General features: G+C 68.5%; 14 protein-coding genes. 3 read left to right on the top strand and 11 right to left on the bottom strand.

The annotated features are described in order from the left end of the window. Position 1 precedes the first annotated feature (1 nt). From Q8R27_RS09715 to Q8R27_RS09725, 3 genes are all read right to left on the bottom strand, one after another. Positions 2–1,639, bottom strand: coding sequence for a long-chain fatty acid--CoA ligase (locus Q8R27_RS09715; protein ID WP_305698833.1), 1,638 nt, complete (start codon positions 1,637–1,639; stop codon positions 2–4). 105 nt (positions 1,640–1,744) lie between these two features. Further along, positions 1,745–2,497 carry an SDR family NAD(P)-dependent oxidoreductase gene (locus tag Q8R27_RS09720; protein ID WP_305698834.1) on the bottom strand — a complete coding sequence of 251 codons (753 nt, stop codon included), beginning with the start codon at positions 2,495–2,497 and terminating at the stop codon, positions 1,745–1,747. 99 nt (positions 2,498–2,596) lie between these two features. Beyond that, the gene (locus tag Q8R27_RS09725) at positions 2,597–2,965 is read right to left on the bottom strand and encodes a hypothetical protein (RefSeq protein ID WP_305698835.1); all 369 of its coding nucleotides are present in this window, start codon (positions 2,963–2,965) and stop codon (positions 2,597–2,599) included. A 222-nt stretch (positions 2,966–3,187) separates the two neighbouring features. On the opposite strand from Q8R27_RS09725, the gene Q8R27_RS09730 reads away from it, so the two are divergent. Genes Q8R27_RS09730 through Q8R27_RS09740 form a run of 3 tightly spaced genes read left to right on the top strand, consistent with a single transcriptional unit; the run spans position 3,188 to position 4,702 of the window. After that, positions 3,188–3,352 (top strand): Flp family type IVb pilin, encoded by a 165-nt coding sequence (locus tag Q8R27_RS09730; RefSeq protein ID WP_305698836.1) that lies wholly within the window; start codon positions 3,188–3,190, stop codon positions 3,350–3,352. Between the two features lie 59 nt (positions 3,353–3,411). Further along, positions 3,412–4,401 carry an LLM class flavin-dependent oxidoreductase gene (locus tag Q8R27_RS09735; RefSeq protein WP_305698837.1) on the top strand — a complete coding sequence of 330 codons (990 nt, stop codon included), beginning with the start codon at positions 3,412–3,414 and terminating at the stop codon, positions 4,399–4,401. Positions 4,402–4,450: 49 nt separating this feature from the next. Beyond that, positions 4,451–4,702 (top strand): GlsB/YeaQ/YmgE family stress response membrane protein, encoded by a 252-nt coding sequence (locus Q8R27_RS09740; protein ID WP_305698838.1) that lies wholly within the window; start codon positions 4,451–4,453, stop codon positions 4,700–4,702. 10 nt (positions 4,703–4,712) lie between these two features. Here the strand turns inward: Q8R27_RS09740 and Q8R27_RS09745 are convergent, their stop codons facing one another. The 8 genes from Q8R27_RS09745 to Q8R27_RS09780 all read right to left on the bottom strand — a co-directional run. Next, positions 4,713–5,801, bottom strand: a complete 1,089-nt coding sequence (locus Q8R27_RS09745) for an AbrB family transcriptional regulator (RefSeq protein ID WP_305698839.1) — start codon at positions 5,799–5,801, stop codon at positions 4,713–4,715. Positions 5,802–5,924: 123 nt separating this feature from the next. After that, positions 5,925–6,824, bottom strand: a complete 900-nt coding sequence (locus Q8R27_RS09750) for a response regulator (protein WP_305698840.1) — start codon at positions 6,822–6,824, stop codon at positions 5,925–5,927. Then, positions 6,821–9,973: an ATP-binding protein gene (locus Q8R27_RS09755; RefSeq protein ID WP_305698841.1), complete on the bottom strand. Its 3,153-nt coding sequence runs from the start codon at positions 9,971–9,973 to the stop codon at positions 6,821–6,823. Before Q8R27_RS09755 ends, Q8R27_RS09750 begins: the two co-directional genes overlap by 4 nt. A 10-nt stretch (positions 9,974–9,983) precedes the next feature. Then, the gene (locus Q8R27_RS09760) at positions 9,984–10,559 is read right to left on the bottom strand and encodes a HupE/UreJ family protein (RefSeq protein ID WP_305698842.1); all 576 of its coding nucleotides are present in this window, start codon (positions 10,557–10,559) and stop codon (positions 9,984–9,986) included. A 13-nt stretch (positions 10,560–10,572) separates the two neighbouring features. After that, positions 10,573–11,199: an urease accessory protein UreG gene (gene ureG / locus Q8R27_RS09765; RefSeq protein ID WP_305698843.1), complete on the bottom strand. Its 627-nt coding sequence runs from the start codon at positions 11,197–11,199 to the stop codon at positions 10,573–10,575. Further along, complete coding sequence (locus Q8R27_RS09770) at positions 11,196–11,888, bottom strand: urease accessory protein UreF (RefSeq protein ID WP_305698844.1); 693 nt, start codon at positions 11,886–11,888, stop codon at positions 11,196–11,198. Before Q8R27_RS09770 ends, ureG begins: the two co-directional genes overlap by 4 nt. Continuing rightward, the gene (locus tag Q8R27_RS09775; RefSeq protein WP_305698845.1) at positions 11,888–12,397 is read right to left on the bottom strand and encodes an urease accessory protein UreE; all 510 of its coding nucleotides are present in this window, start codon (positions 12,395–12,397) and stop codon (positions 11,888–11,890) included. Before Q8R27_RS09775 ends, Q8R27_RS09770 begins: the two co-directional genes overlap by 1 nt. A gap of 11 nt (positions 12,398–12,408) precedes the next feature. After that, the coding region (locus Q8R27_RS09780; protein WP_305698846.1) for an amidohydrolase family protein at positions 12,409–13,056 on the bottom strand (648 nt) is incomplete at its 5' end.

Here is a 13,056-nt window from a genome sequence, read left to right on the forward strand (position 1 = left end):
ATCAGACAGCCTGGGCCGGCGCCTTCGTGTAGTGGTCGCCGAAGGATGCGCGCAGCACCTTCTTGTCGATCTTGCCCGTGGCGGTGAGCGGCACGGCGGCGAACACCACGTCGTCAGGCAGCCACCACTTGGCGACCAGCGGCGTCAGGTGCGCCAGCACCTGCTCGCGGGTGACGTTGGCGCCGTCGTGCGCCTCGATCACCAGCAGCGGGCGCTCCTCCCACTTGGGATGGACGATGCCGACCACCGCGGCGATCTTCACGCCGGGACAGGCCGAGGCGGCGTTCTCCAGATCAATGGAGCTGATCCATTCGCCGCCGGACTTGATGACGTCCTTCTTGCGGTCGGTGATCCGCATGAAGCCCAGTTCGTCGAGGGTCGCCACGTCGCCGGTGTCGAACCAGCCGTCATCGTCCACCGCGCTCTGCGGATGGCGGTAGTAGCGCTCCAGCGTCCAGGGTCCACGGACCAACAGCGCGCCGGGAGTCTCGCCGTCGCGCGGCGCGTCCTCGCCGTCGTCGTCGACGGTGCGCAGTTCGATGCCAAACTGCAGGCGACCCTGGCGGGTCCAGATCGCCTCGCGCAGGGCTTCCTCGCCCTGGGCGGCCAGCGCCGGCGTCGGCGTCGCCACCACCCCGATCGGACAGGTCTCAGTCATGCCCCAGATCTGCAGTACGTCGACATCGTAGCGGCGCTTGAAGGTCTCGGCCATGGCGCGCGGAACCGCCGAGCCGCCGATCACCACCCGCTTCAGGGCGCCGGGCGTACGGCCCTGCGCATCCAGCCAGGTCAAGTACATTGTCCAGATGGTCGGCACGCCGCCGGTGAAGGTGACGCCCTCAGCCTCAATCAGCTCGTGCAGGCTGGCGCCGTCCATCTTGTCGCCCGGCAACACCATCTTCGCGCCGCACAAGGGAGCCGCGAACGGCAGGCCCCAGGCGGTGGCGTGATACAGCGAGGAGCACGGCATCACCACATCGAACGGGGTGAAGCCGAAGGCGCTGGCCAGCCCCCCGGCCATGGCGTGGAGCACCACCGCGCGGTGGCTATAGAGCACGCCCTTGGGATCGCCAGTGGTGCCGGAGGTGTAGCAGAGGAAGGCGCCGGCGTTCTCGTTCAGCGTCGGCCAGTCGATGGCGTCGGGCTGGGCGGCCAGCAACGTCTCGTAGCACAGCGCGCTCACGCTTCCGGCGTCGTGCCGCTCGGCGTCCGACATCATCACGAAGGTCTTCACGGTCTCGAGCGTCGGCGCGATCCGTTCGACCAGGGCCAGCAGGTTGCGGTCGAACAGCAGCACGCTGCTTTCGGCGTGATTGATCGTGTAGGCGACCTGCTCGTCGAACAGCCGCGGGTTGGCGGTGTGCAGCACCGCCCCCAGCCCCGGCGCGGCATAGAACAGCTCCAGGTGGCGATGGGTGTTCCAGCCCAGAGACGTCACCCGGTCGCCCGAGCCGACGCCCAGGGCGCGCAACATGTGCGCCGCTTGGGCCGCGCGCGCGGCGAGGCCCGCGTAGTCGTAGCGCCAGATCGGCTCGTCGATCAGCCTGGAGACCACCTCGCGCGAGCCATGCGCACGGGCGGCGTAACGCAGGATATCGATGATCTGCAGCGGGACCGGCTGCATGAGACCCGGGATCATACGTCACCTCCTGTACGCGCCCGGTTTGATCGCGGGCGTCGCTTATCGCCGTCTGAAAGTGATCGCCGAGGCGTCATCCGTCCAGTGGCGCTCTCGCGGCCGGCCTCAACCTTCCTTGCGATGCACCTGGAAGCCGGCGAACGACTGGGTCACTGGCATGATCTCGATCGTATTGACGTTCAGGTGCGCAGGCAGCTCGGCCAGCCACAGCAGGGTGTCGGCGAGGTCGGCGCCGGTCATCGGGTCTGCGCCGCTATAGACCGCGTCCGACGCCTTCTGGTTGCCGCCGGTGCGCACCAGGGTGAATTCGGTCTCGGCCATCCCAGGCTCGATGGAAGTGACGCGCACGCCGGTGCCATGCAGATCTGAGCGCAGCCCCAGCGAGAACTGGCGCACGAACGCCTTGGTGCCGCCGTAGACGTTGCCGCCCGTGTAGGGGTGGTTCGCCGCCACGGAGCTTACGTTGATGACGCCGCCACGGCGTTCGATCAGCGACGGCAACAGACGGTGGGTGATCGTCACCAGGGCGTTGATGTTGGTGTCGATCATCGTGCGCCACTCTTCCAGGTCCGCCTTCTGCGCAGGCTCGCGGCCCAGCGCCAGGCCCGCATTGTTGATCAGCAGATCGATGTCGCTGAAGCCTGAGGGCAAGCCGGCGATCGCCGCATCGAAAGCCTTCGAGTCGCGCACGTCGAAGGCGGCCGGGTGGAGGTTCGGGCCGAGTTCCTTGGCCAGCGCCTCAAGCCGCTCGGCGCGGCGGCCCGTGGCGACGACGCGCCAGCCGGCCTTGACGAAGCGGCGCGCGGCGGCCTCACCGATGCCGGAGGTGGCGCCCGTGATGAAAGCGGTCTTGGTCATGGTGGGTCCCGGTCGGCTGTGCTGTGACAAGCGCGTACGGTTAGCCAATCGCCGCGCCGCGCGCCACTACCGGGCGCGAACCTCACAGGCGCGTCCGACTCAGCGATATAGGAACGCCACCTGGTCGCGGACCTGCGCCTTGCTCATGGCCCGCGGTAGCGGCGCCACGTCCGCAGCCGTGCTCGGGTGCGCCACGGCCCGGCTTTCGTCGCTCAGCCAGTCGGAGCGGCCGGCGCGCGCGGAACTCATCAGGACGGTTGCGGTCTCGGCGCCCATCTTGTCGACCATGTCGGCCTTGGCGGCGTCCGGCGCGGCTGCGTTGTCGATGATCGCGGCGGTGTCGACTTGCGCCGCCTGAGCGCCGGCCGCTTCGGCGGAGGGAACGGGTGCGCTCTGTTGGGCGCGGACGGTGGTTGCGGCGGACATCGCGACAACGGCGAGGGCCAGACACGTAGAACGGTAGTTCATGGGATCCTCGGGGGGATGGTGTTCAACCAATCCAATGTTCGCCGAACCCCGCCTGTTCCAGGCTGCGCGCCCAAACGTCCGAATTCGGGGATAATTCGCGCCGAAGTGACGCAAAACGCGCCGGAAGAGCATCCCAAGGCTCAGCTCTTTAAAGTTTAGTGCGCAATACGCTGCTAGATCGGCAGTGAGCAAACCTGTCGCTGGGTCGGAGCTAAGTCGCCCATGTCCGTCTTCCTACGCCGCTTCTTGAAGGACCAATCGGGCGCCACCTCGATCGAGTACGGGCTGATCGCCGTCATGATCGCAGCGGCCCTGGTCGCTGGCGTCGACGCAATCGGCGGACGACTGAGCAGCACCTACAACAAAGTCGCCTCCGCCATGCCGTAGGGGCGCCCCCCGCTACTTTAGGGCTTCGCAGCGCCGCCGTTCGCCCCCATATGGCGGGCATGACGACGTTTTCGGTCCTCGACCTCTCCCCGATCGTAGAAGGCGGCGGCGTTGCCCAGTCGCTGCGCAACACCCTCGATCTCGCCCAGCACGCCGAGCGATGGGGCTTCCATCGCTATTGGGTGGCCGAGCATCACAACATGCCCGGCATCGCCAGCGCCGCCACCTCGGTGGTGATCGGCCACGTGGGCGCCGGCACCAAGACGATCCGCGTCGGCGCCGGCGGCATCATGCTGCCCAACCACGCGCCGCTGCAGATCGCCGAGCAGTTCGGCACGCTCGAGGCTCTGTTCCCGGGCCGCGTCGACCTCGGGCTGGGCCGCGCGCCGGGCACCGATCAGGTCACCGCCCACGCCCTGCGTCGAACGCTCGCCAGCGACCCCAACGACTTCCCGCGCGATGTCGTCGAGCTGATGCACTACCTGCAGCCGGCCGAGCCTGGCCGCCGGGTGCGCGCCTTCCCGGGCGAGGGCGCGGATCTGGAGATCTGGATTCTCGGGTCGAGCCTGTTCGGCGCGCAGTTGGCCGCCATGCTGGGCCTGCCCTTCGCCTTCGCCTCGCACTTCGCGCCGGCGCAGATGATGGAGGCGATCCAGATCTATCGCTCGCGGTTCACCCCGTCTGATCGGCTGGACAAGCCCTATCTGATGCTGGGCGTCAGCGTGGTCGCCGCCGACGCCGACGATCAGGCGAAGCTGATCGCCAGCTCTCAACAGCAGGCCTTCGTGCGCATGCGCACCGGCCAGCCGGGGCCGCTGCCGCCTCCGGTCGAAGGCTATATCGACAAGATCGGCCCGGCCGAGAAAGGTCTGCTCGCCGAAGTGCTGTCGCGCTCGATCGTCGGGTCGCCGGCGGTGGTGGAGGCGGGCCTGAGAGCGTTCATCGAACGCACGGGCGCCGAGGAACTGATGATCACCAGCCAGGTGTTCGACCACACCGCGCGATTGCGTTCCTATGAACTGGTCGGCGAAATGCGCTCGCGACTTTGAACAAACGTGCCTCCGCCGACGTTAACGGCGCTCAAGCTGGAGGGTGAACATGAGCGGTGTTGGAATCTTAGGTGCGATCATCATCGGCATATTGGCCGGGTGGCTCGCTGAGAAGATCATGAAACGGAACCACGGCCTGCTGACCAATCTGGTCGTGGGCCTGGTCGGAGCATTGCTCGGCGCCTTCGTCGCCGGTCTTTTGGGGATCAATTTCGGCGGCTGGATCGGCAGCATCGTCGTGTCCACAATCGGCGCTGTGGTCCTGCTGTTCCTACTGGGTCTGGTGAAGCGGCGCGCTTAAGGCGCCGCGGTCACAAAATCCGTTCGTTGGCCTGGACCCGATCCGCGATGAACTTCGCGATGATCGGGCCGGTCAGCAGCACCGCGATGAGGCGCGCGGTCTGCATGGCCATGACGAACGGCAGGTCGACGTCGCTTGAGGCGGCGATAATCGCCACGGAATCGGAGCCGCCCGGACTGGTCGCCAGGTAGGCGGTCAGCGGATCGACGCCGGCGACGACGACCAGGATAGCCGCCAGCCCTGCGCACGCAGCAATCAGCACCAGGATCGAGGCGATGATCCTCGGCAGCGCCCGCGCCGCGTGGATCAGGATCGGCCGGGTGAATCTGAGCCCGATGCTCCCGCCGATCAGCGCATAGCTGACCGCCAGCAGGAGGGGCGGCAGCTCGATGACGATCAGGCCGGTATCCTGCAGCACGACGCCTAGCACTAACGGGGCCAGCAGCGGCGCCGACGGAACACGCAGCTTCGCGCCCAAGAACGCGCTGGCGAGCACCAACGCCAGGGTCTGGGCCAGCGGCGTCCAGGCGGGCTCCGCCATCCAGGCGACGGCCTTTGCGTGGGCGACGTGATCGCCCGCGACCATTCGGGCGACCAGCGAGGCGCCGCCGGCGACGATCACCACGCGCATGTACTGCATCACCGCTACGAGGCGAGAGTCCGCGCCATAGGCGTCGGCCATGACGATCATCGCCGAGGCCCCGCCCGGCGATGAGCCCCACACCGCCGTCGCACCTGGCAGCACGCCCCATCTGGCCAGCAACCAACCCAGGCCATTGCTAGCGGCGATCACCGCGAACACGCTGATCAGCAACAGCGGCCAGTCCTGCAGGATCTCATGCAGGGTGGAGAGCGGGATGCTGCGGGCGATCATGCAACCCAGAACGGCCTGGGCGAACGCGAATGGCGCAGCCGGCGCCTGCAGGGCGCCGCCTGCGAGCGCCAGGACCAATCCAGCCAGCATCGGCCCAAGCAGGAAGGCCGCGGGCAGACGCAGCGTCTCCAGCACCACGACAAGAACGACCGACAGTATGAGCAGAGCCACCCATTGGATGGCCGGCGCGCGTTCCCCCAGCGAGCGGCGCTCTGCTTTCGTCATCCGCGCGCGTTCCAGGCGTTCGCCTCAGGCCGGGATCGGCGCTTGGGCCCTACGCAAACGCCGGCCTGTCAGGCCGGCGCGGCGTTCATAGCGCGCGTGCTGGCGGTTTGCGAAGACGCCACGTCAACCGTGGGCGATCACGATGCGGGTGGCGATGGCTGCGGCCGCGGCGCGATTCTCCACGCCCAGCTTGGTGAACACCTGCTCCAGGTGCTTGTTCACCGTGCGCGCGCTGATGTTGAGGATCTCGCTGATATCGCGGTTCGACTTGCCCCGAGAGATCCACAGCAAAACGTCGGCCTCCCGCGCGGTGAGTTTCAGATAGTCCCGCAGCAGCGCCTCCTCGCGCCCCTCCAGGGGCAGGCTCAGACGGAAATAGGCCTCGCCCGCGGCGCGGCCGGCGAACGCCACCTGCAACCGCCGCGCGCCCACCTGCACCACCAGCGGCGGCGCGTTGGCGTCACGCGGCTCGGCCAGCAGGGCGCGCAGCACGCTGAGCACCTCAGGCGGGGCGGCCTCCATGGCCCCTGGCGTCAGCTCGTCGAGCAATTTCACCGCTTGAGGCGTGCGCCAGAGCACCTTGCCGGCGTCGTCGCTGGCCAGCAGCGCGCGGCCGGAGACGTCCAGCGCCGCGCGGGCGCTGATCGACATCTGGGCATTGGCGAGATGGACGCGGATGCGCGCCAGCAGCTCGTCCAGCACCACCGGCTTGGTGACATAGTCGACGCCGCCGGCCCGGAACCCCTCGACCACATGTTCAGTGGCGCTGAGGCCGGTCATGAACACCACCGGGATGTGGGAAGTCTGCGGCGCGGCCTTGATCTGGCTGCAGGCCTGGAACCCGGACAAGCCCGGCATGGCGGCGTCCATCAGCACCAGACCCGGCCGCCTGGCATCGGCCACCGCCACGCCCTCGGCGCCGTCGGCGGCCAGCGCGACTTCGTAACCCGCCTGTTCCAGCGCCAGCCCGAGCCAGCCGCGGGTGTCCGGGTCGTCGTCGACAAGCAGGATCAGATCGCTCATGCGCTAAGCCCCGCATCCGCGCCGGCGTAGCGCCACTGCAGGCTGAGCAGCACCTGGATGCGCTCCAGCAGGTCGTCCACTTCGTAGGGCTTGATCAGGAAGTCGTCGTGCGGATCGTCCTCGCGCCGGGTGCGCGAGAAGTCGTGGGCGTTGGCCGAGACCATCAGGATCGCCACGGCCTCGCCCAGTTCGGCGCGCAGGCGTTGGGCGGTCTCCCAGCCGTCGATGCCGGGCATGGAGACATCCATGATCACCAGGTCGGGGGCGAACGCCACTGCTGAGGCCAGCGCGCTGAGACCGCTGGAGGCGAACGCCAGGTCGAAGCCGAGCGGCTGCAAAAGCTCGCGAATCAAATCCAGGTGCGTGGGGTCGTCGTCGGTGACCAGGATGCGCCGCCGCTCACCGGCGAAGCCTGCGATCCTGCGCCCGCGACCGCTGTCGGCGCTGGGCCGCGCGGCCTCGTACAGCATCAGCCGCACCTTGAACGTGCTGCCGACGCCGGGTCGGCTGTCGACGGAGATCTCGCCGCCCAGGATAGTTGTCAGCAGCTTGGTGATGGTCAGGCCCAGGCCCACGCCCGGCGCGGCGGCCGTCTGTTCGGTTTGCAGCCGCTGGAATGGCTCGAAGATCCGCTCGAAGTCGGACTCGGCGAAGCCCACGCCGGTGTCGGAGATTTCGAACTCCGCCACCTCCCCTCGCCAGCGCACCTTGAACACCGCCTCGCCCACCTGGGTGTATTTGATCGCGTTGGACAGCAGGTTGATAAGGATCTGCCGCAACCGCTTCTGGTCGGTGTAAACCCACACCGGCAGGTGATCGGGCCAGTCGTTGCGGAACACGATGCCCTTCGCGGCGGCCTGCAGGCGGAACATGTCGACGATCTGATTCAGCAGATCGTGCAGGTTGATCCGCTCGCGCTCGATGCGCAGCGTGCCGTTCTCGATCCGCGAGATGTCCAGCAACCCATCCACCAGGTCGGCCAGGTGGGTGGCGCTGCGGCGGATCACCCGCACCGCGTCGCGGGCGTTGAGGCCTGGATTTCGCTCCAGCAACTGGGCGTAGCCGGAGATGGCGTTCAGCGGCGCGCGGATCTCGTGGCTGACGCCGACGATGTAGCGGCTCTTGGCGAGGTTGGCGCTTTCGGCCGCCTCCTTGGCGCGTTCCAGCTCCGCGTCGGTTCGACGGTGCGCCTCGATCTCGTCCATCAACATCGCGGTCTGGCGGTCGCTTTCTTCCTCCGCCGCCCGCTGGCTGGCCCCCGCCAGCACGAAAAACCAGGCCGCGAACGCGCCCAGCGCCAGCAGGCCGGCGAACACCAGCCCCAAGGTCTCGCCCAGCGCGCCCGGCGATTCCGGCCGATCGGCCTGGCGCAGGTATATGGACCCCAGCAAGGTCCCCAGGATCAGAGCGACCAGGGTGATTACGCCGAGGAACCGCGCCACCAGCCGGTAGGCGTCATGCGGGAGGGCGGCGGGCAGGATGCGGCGCAGTATGCTAGCCGTCTGGTCGACGATGCGCCCATCGGTCTTGCAGGCGTCGTGGCAGCGGGCGTCAAGGGTGCAGCACAGCGAGCAGATTGGACCCTGGTAGACCGGGCACATCGCCATGTCGGGGCGCTCGAAGCGATTCTCGCAGACCACGCAGGTGAGGACCGCCTCCTCCAGCACCTCCTTAGGCCTGGCCAGATAATACCGGCCACGGGTCCCCCAGGCGATCGCCGGGGCGGCGACGAACGCCGCAAGCAGGCCGACCATCGGCGAGAAGGTCCGCGCCGCCTCGCCGAATAGGCCGAAGAACGAGGCGCTGGAGGCGATCAGCGAGACCACCATCGCGCCCACCCCGACCGGGTTGATATCGTAGAGGTAGGCGCGCTTGAACTCGATGCCCTTGGGGCTGAGGCCCAGGGGCTTGTTGATCACCAGGTCGGCGGTGACCGCGCCGATCCAGGCGACGGCGAAGTTCGAGTAGAGCGTCAGGATGCGCTCGACGACCTCAAGGATGCCGAATTGCATCAGCATCAGCGCGATCAGGACATTGAACACCAGCCATACCACCCGGCCCGGGTGGCGGTGGGTCAGGCGCGAGAAGAAGTTTGAGGCGGCGATCGAGCCCGCGTAGCCGTTGGTGACGTTGATCTTCACCTGGCAGACGGCGACGAACAGGCCGGTCACCACCAGCGCCGCCGCCGGCGAACCCAGCAGGTCGCCGAACACCATGGCGTACATCTGGGCCGGGGCCGCGGCCTCGTCGGGACTGCGCCCGGCGCCCAGGGCCATGAACGCCAACACCGCGCCCAGCAGGATCTTCACCCCGCCGACCAGGATCCAACCCGGCCCGGTGAAGAGCAGCGCCGCCCACCAGCGGCCACGGTTCTTGTCGGTGCACGGCGGCATGAACCGCAGGTAGTCCACCTGCTCGCCGATCTGGGGCAGCAGCGACAGGATGATCGCCGCCGCCGCCCCGATCAGCACCGGGTCGAAGGCGTGTTCGGCCAACGGCGCGGGCAGGATCGGCGTCCCGTCGCGGGCTTTCAGCACGATGAACACCAGGGGGGCTGCCTGTAGCACCAGCCAGATCGGCTGGGTCCAGCCCTGCAACCAGCTGATGCGGCGCACCCCGTAAGCGGCGATCGGGATCACCACCAGGGCGCTGATCACATGGCCCAACCCCAGCGGAATCCCGAAGCAGAGCTGCAGCGCGGTCGACAGGATCGCCGCCTCGATGGCGAACAGGATGAAAGTGAAGGACGCATAGATCGCCGAGGTGATCGTCGAGCCCAGGTAGCCGAAGCCTGACCCTCGGGTGAGCAGGTCCATGTCAACGCCGTAGCGGGCGGCGTAGTAGCAGATCGGCAGGCCGGTCAGCACCACCACCACGGCCACGGCGGCCAACGCCCACACGGTGTTGGTCATGCCGTAGTTCAACGCCACCGCGGCGCCGATCGCCTCGCAAGCCAGGAAGGCGATGGAACCCAGGGCGGTGTTGGCCACGCGCGACACAGGCCAACGTCGGCCGGTCTCGGCGGTGAAGCGCAGCGCATAGTCTTCGAGGGTCTGATCGCCGACCCACTGGTTGTACTGCCGGCGCGCGCGCACCACCCGTTGGCGCCGCGGCGGAGGCGACGCCCTGTCGGCGATGGCGTCGGTCATCGGGCGTGGCCTATCCGGCCAGGGCGAGCGCGAGCCCGGTCCCGCCCGCCACGAAGCCGCCCATCCGCACCAGACGTGCGCCACCGAAGCGCAGGGCTGTCGCCGCCAGGCCAAGGCCGGCCAGGTGCAGCGCCATCGTCGCCGCGCCGAAACCGGCCGCGAAGCCGATCAGACCTGCGCCCGACGGCGTCTCCTGGGCGTGCGCCCAGCCGTGGGCGAGCGCGAAGGCGCCGATGGCCGCCGCGCCCAGCACGGCCGGCGGTTTGAGGTCGAAGCCCACCGCTAGCCCGGCCATGGCAAGCGACGCCAGGATCACGCCTTCGACGCCCGGCAACGGCGCGCTCGTCAAGCCGAGGCCGAAGCCGGCGAGCATCGCGCCGGTGAACGCCGCCGGCCACAGCCAGCGCGCCTTACCGCCGGCCAGCCCGGCCCACACACCGACCAGCAGCATGGTCAGCAGGTGATCCAGCCCGGTGACGGGATGCAGCAGGCCGGCCGTGAAGCCCGTTTCCCCATGGCCAGGGTGGGCGAGCGCCGGCGAAGCGGCCAGCGCCAGAACGGCGGACAGGATGGCGATACGGCGCATGGGTCAGGCTTCCTCAGGCTGGCGTACGCACGGCGAGGCCGCCGGCGCGCACGATGAACTCGGCGACCTCGGCGACGCCCAGGCCGGCGCGGATATTGGTGAATGCGAACGGTCGTTCACCCCGCATCTTGCGGGAGTCGCGATCCATCACCTCAAGGCTCGCGCCGACGTAGGGCGCAAGGTCGATCTTGTTGATCACCAGCAGGTCGGAGCGGGTGATGCCGGGCCCGCCCTTGCGCGGGATCTTGTCGCCAGCCGAGACGTCGATGACGTAGATCGTCAGGTCAGCCAACTCCGGGCTGAAGGTCGCCGCCAGGTTGTCGCCGCCGGATTCGATTAGGATCAGGTCGAGGCCGGGAAAGCCGCGGTTGAGCTTGTCGATCGCCGCCAGGTTCATCGAGGCGTCCTCGCGGATCGCCGTGTGCGGGCATCCGCCGGTTTCCACGCCCAGAATCCGCTCGGCCGGCAGTGAGCCGGCGCGGGTCAGGAATTCCGCGTCTTCGCGGGTGTAGATGTCGTTGGTGATCGCGGCGATCTCGTAGGTGTCGCGGAAGCTGCGGCAGAGCGCATCCATCAGCGCTGTCTTGCCAGAGCCCACCGGCCCGCCGACCCCTACCCGCAGCGGATTGCTTTCGCTCATGTCCTGAACAGCCTCGTGTACTGCGTCTCGTGCGCCATGGCGGCGAAGTCGGCGATCAGGCCTGCCTGGCCCATCGCCGCGAAGGGATCGGCGGGGTCGGCCAGGCTTGCGTCGCGCGCGGCTTCGATCGCCGGCTGACGCAGGCCGGCGATCAGCAGTTGACCATCGGTCTGACCCAGCGGGATCAGCCGCTGTGCGGCCGAGGCCAGATTCGAGACGACGCCGTGCAAATAGGCAGTCAGCGCCACATCAAGCGGCGCCCCATGCCCCGCCATGAGGCAGGCTGCGACCACGGGATAGGCAAGATCCTCGTCGTCGACGCTGTCCAGCATCGTGAGCGCCAAGCATGGCGCCGCGGCGCGCGCGATCCGTCGGAACGCCGCGCCTTGCGCGGTGGTCTCCAGGCGGCGCTCGTGGCTAGTCCCCATAGCCTGGGCGAGTTCGGCGATCTCAAGCAGGGCGTCTCGGTCGCCCCGCGCCGCGGCGCCATGGGCGAAGGCGAAAAGCCTGGCCTCGCTACGCCCGCCGCCGAGGGTCATCCAGTCCAGCACCCAGGCCTGCGTTGTCGCGCGGTCGACAGCCAGGCCTTCCTCCACCGCCCACTCCAGCCCGCCGGAGTGGCTGAACGCGCCGATCGGATAGGACGGGGACATCCACGACAGCAGGTCGTAGAGCAGCGCGCCGTCCATCAGGCGTGCGCATGCGGATGTTCGTGGTCGCCGTGGGCTTGATGGCCGTGCCCGTGCGCTTGTTCGTCGTGGCCGCCGTCGGCGTAGGCTCCGCCCTCGGGATCGAACGGCGCGTCGATGCGCCGGCAGCTCGCGCCCAGGCCCTCGACCATGGCGGCGATCACATGGTCGAAGCGGATGCGGATCGCCTCGCCCATCAACTGGGTCGGCAGGTGGCGGTTGCCCAGGTGCCAGGCGATGCGCACCAGGCCGGCCGCGTCCGGCGCGGTGATCTCCAGCACGTCCTCGTCGGCGGCGCGCACCAGGATCAGCGACCCGTCGGCCAGCCGCAGGCCGTCGCCGTCGCGAAGCTGGACAGGACGGGCTTCGTACAGGCGCACTCGCAGCCCTGCCGCTGTGGTCAGCACGATACGGCGGCGCAGCCGGTGATCGTGGTCCAGCACCAGCAGATCGGTCGCGCTCTCGGGCGCGAAAGCCCCGCTGCGCAGGATCTCTTGGACGTCGAGCATGGTCAGGTCCTTCAGAACAGGAAGTAGCGCTGCGCCATCGGCAACACCTCGGCGGGTTCACAGGTCAGCAGCTCGCCGTCGGCGCGCACTTCATAGGTCTCGGGGTCCACCTCGATCACCGGCGTGGCGTCGTTGAGCTTCATCGAGGCCTTGCCGATTCCGGCGCGCACATTCGACACCGGCGCCACGGCGCGGCGCAATCCCAGCCGCTGCGGCACGCCGGCCTCGATCGCCGCACGCGAGGTGAAGGTGATGCTGTGGGCGGTCAGCGCCTGTCCGTAGGCGCCGAACATCGGGCGGAAATGCACCGGCTGCGGCGTCGGGATCGAGGCGTTCGGGTCGCCCATCATCGCGTAGACGATCATGCCGCCCTTGACGATCAGCTCGGGCTTCACCCCGAAGAAGGCCGGCGACCAGATCACCAGGTCGGCCAGCTTGCCGACCTCGACCGAGCCGACTTCCGCCGACAGACCCTGCGCGATGGCGGGGTTGATCGTGTACTTGGCGATGTAGCGGCGGACCCGCAGGTTGTCGTTGTCGCCCTGCTCGCCAGGCAGCCGGCCGCGCTGGACCTTCATCTTGTGCGCGGTCTGCCAGGTGCGCAGCGCAACCTCGCCCACCCGGCCCATGGCCTGGCTGTCGGACGAGATGATCGAGAA

Source organism: Phenylobacterium sp., from assembly GCF_030697305.1.
Lineage (GTDB): Bacteria > Pseudomonadota > Alphaproteobacteria > Caulobacterales > Caulobacteraceae > Phenylobacterium.

Coding starts and splice junctions, on each gene's coding strand:
- Q8R27_RS09735 (WP_305698837.1), top strand. CDS start 3,412: ATGACGACGTTTTCGGTCCTCGACCTCTCCCCGATCGTAGAAGGCGGC.
- Q8R27_RS09715 (WP_305698833.1), bottom strand. CDS start 1,639: ATGATCCCGGGTCTCATGCAGCCGGTCCCGCTGCAGATCATCGATATC.
- Q8R27_RS09750 (WP_305698840.1), bottom strand. CDS start 6,824: ATGAGCGATCTGATCCTGCTTGTCGACGACGACCCGGACACCCGCGGC.
- ureG (WP_305698843.1), bottom strand. CDS start 11,199: ATGAGCGAAAGCAATCCGCTGCGGGTAGGGGTCGGCGGGCCGGTGGGC.
- Q8R27_RS09775 (WP_305698845.1), bottom strand. CDS start 12,397: ATGCTCGACGTCCAAGAGATCCTGCGCAGCGGGGCTTTCGCGCCCGAG.
- Q8R27_RS09730 (WP_305698836.1), top strand. CDS start 3,188: ATGTCCGTCTTCCTACGCCGCTTCTTGAAGGACCAATCGGGCGCCACC.
- Q8R27_RS09760 (WP_305698842.1), bottom strand. CDS start 10,559: ATGCGCCGTATCGCCATCCTGTCCGCCGTTCTGGCGCTGGCCGCTTCG.
- Q8R27_RS09745 (WP_305698839.1), bottom strand. CDS start 5,801: ATGACGAAAGCAGAGCGCCGCTCGCTGGGGGAACGCGCGCCGGCCATC.
- Q8R27_RS09740 (WP_305698838.1), top strand. CDS start 4,451: ATGAGCGGTGTTGGAATCTTAGGTGCGATCATCATCGGCATATTGGCC.
- Q8R27_RS09770 (WP_305698844.1), bottom strand. CDS start 11,888: ATGGACGGCGCGCTGCTCTACGACCTGCTGTCGTGGATGTCCCCGTCC.
- Q8R27_RS09755 (WP_305698841.1), bottom strand. CDS start 9,973: ATGACCGACGCCATCGCCGACAGGGCGTCGCCTCCGCCGCGGCGCCAA.
- Q8R27_RS09720 (WP_305698834.1), bottom strand. CDS start 2,497: ATGACCAAGACCGCTTTCATCACGGGCGCCACCTCCGGCATCGGTGAG.
- Q8R27_RS09725 (WP_305698835.1), bottom strand. CDS start 2,965: ATGAACTACCGTTCTACGTGTCTGGCCCTCGCCGTTGTCGCGATGTCC.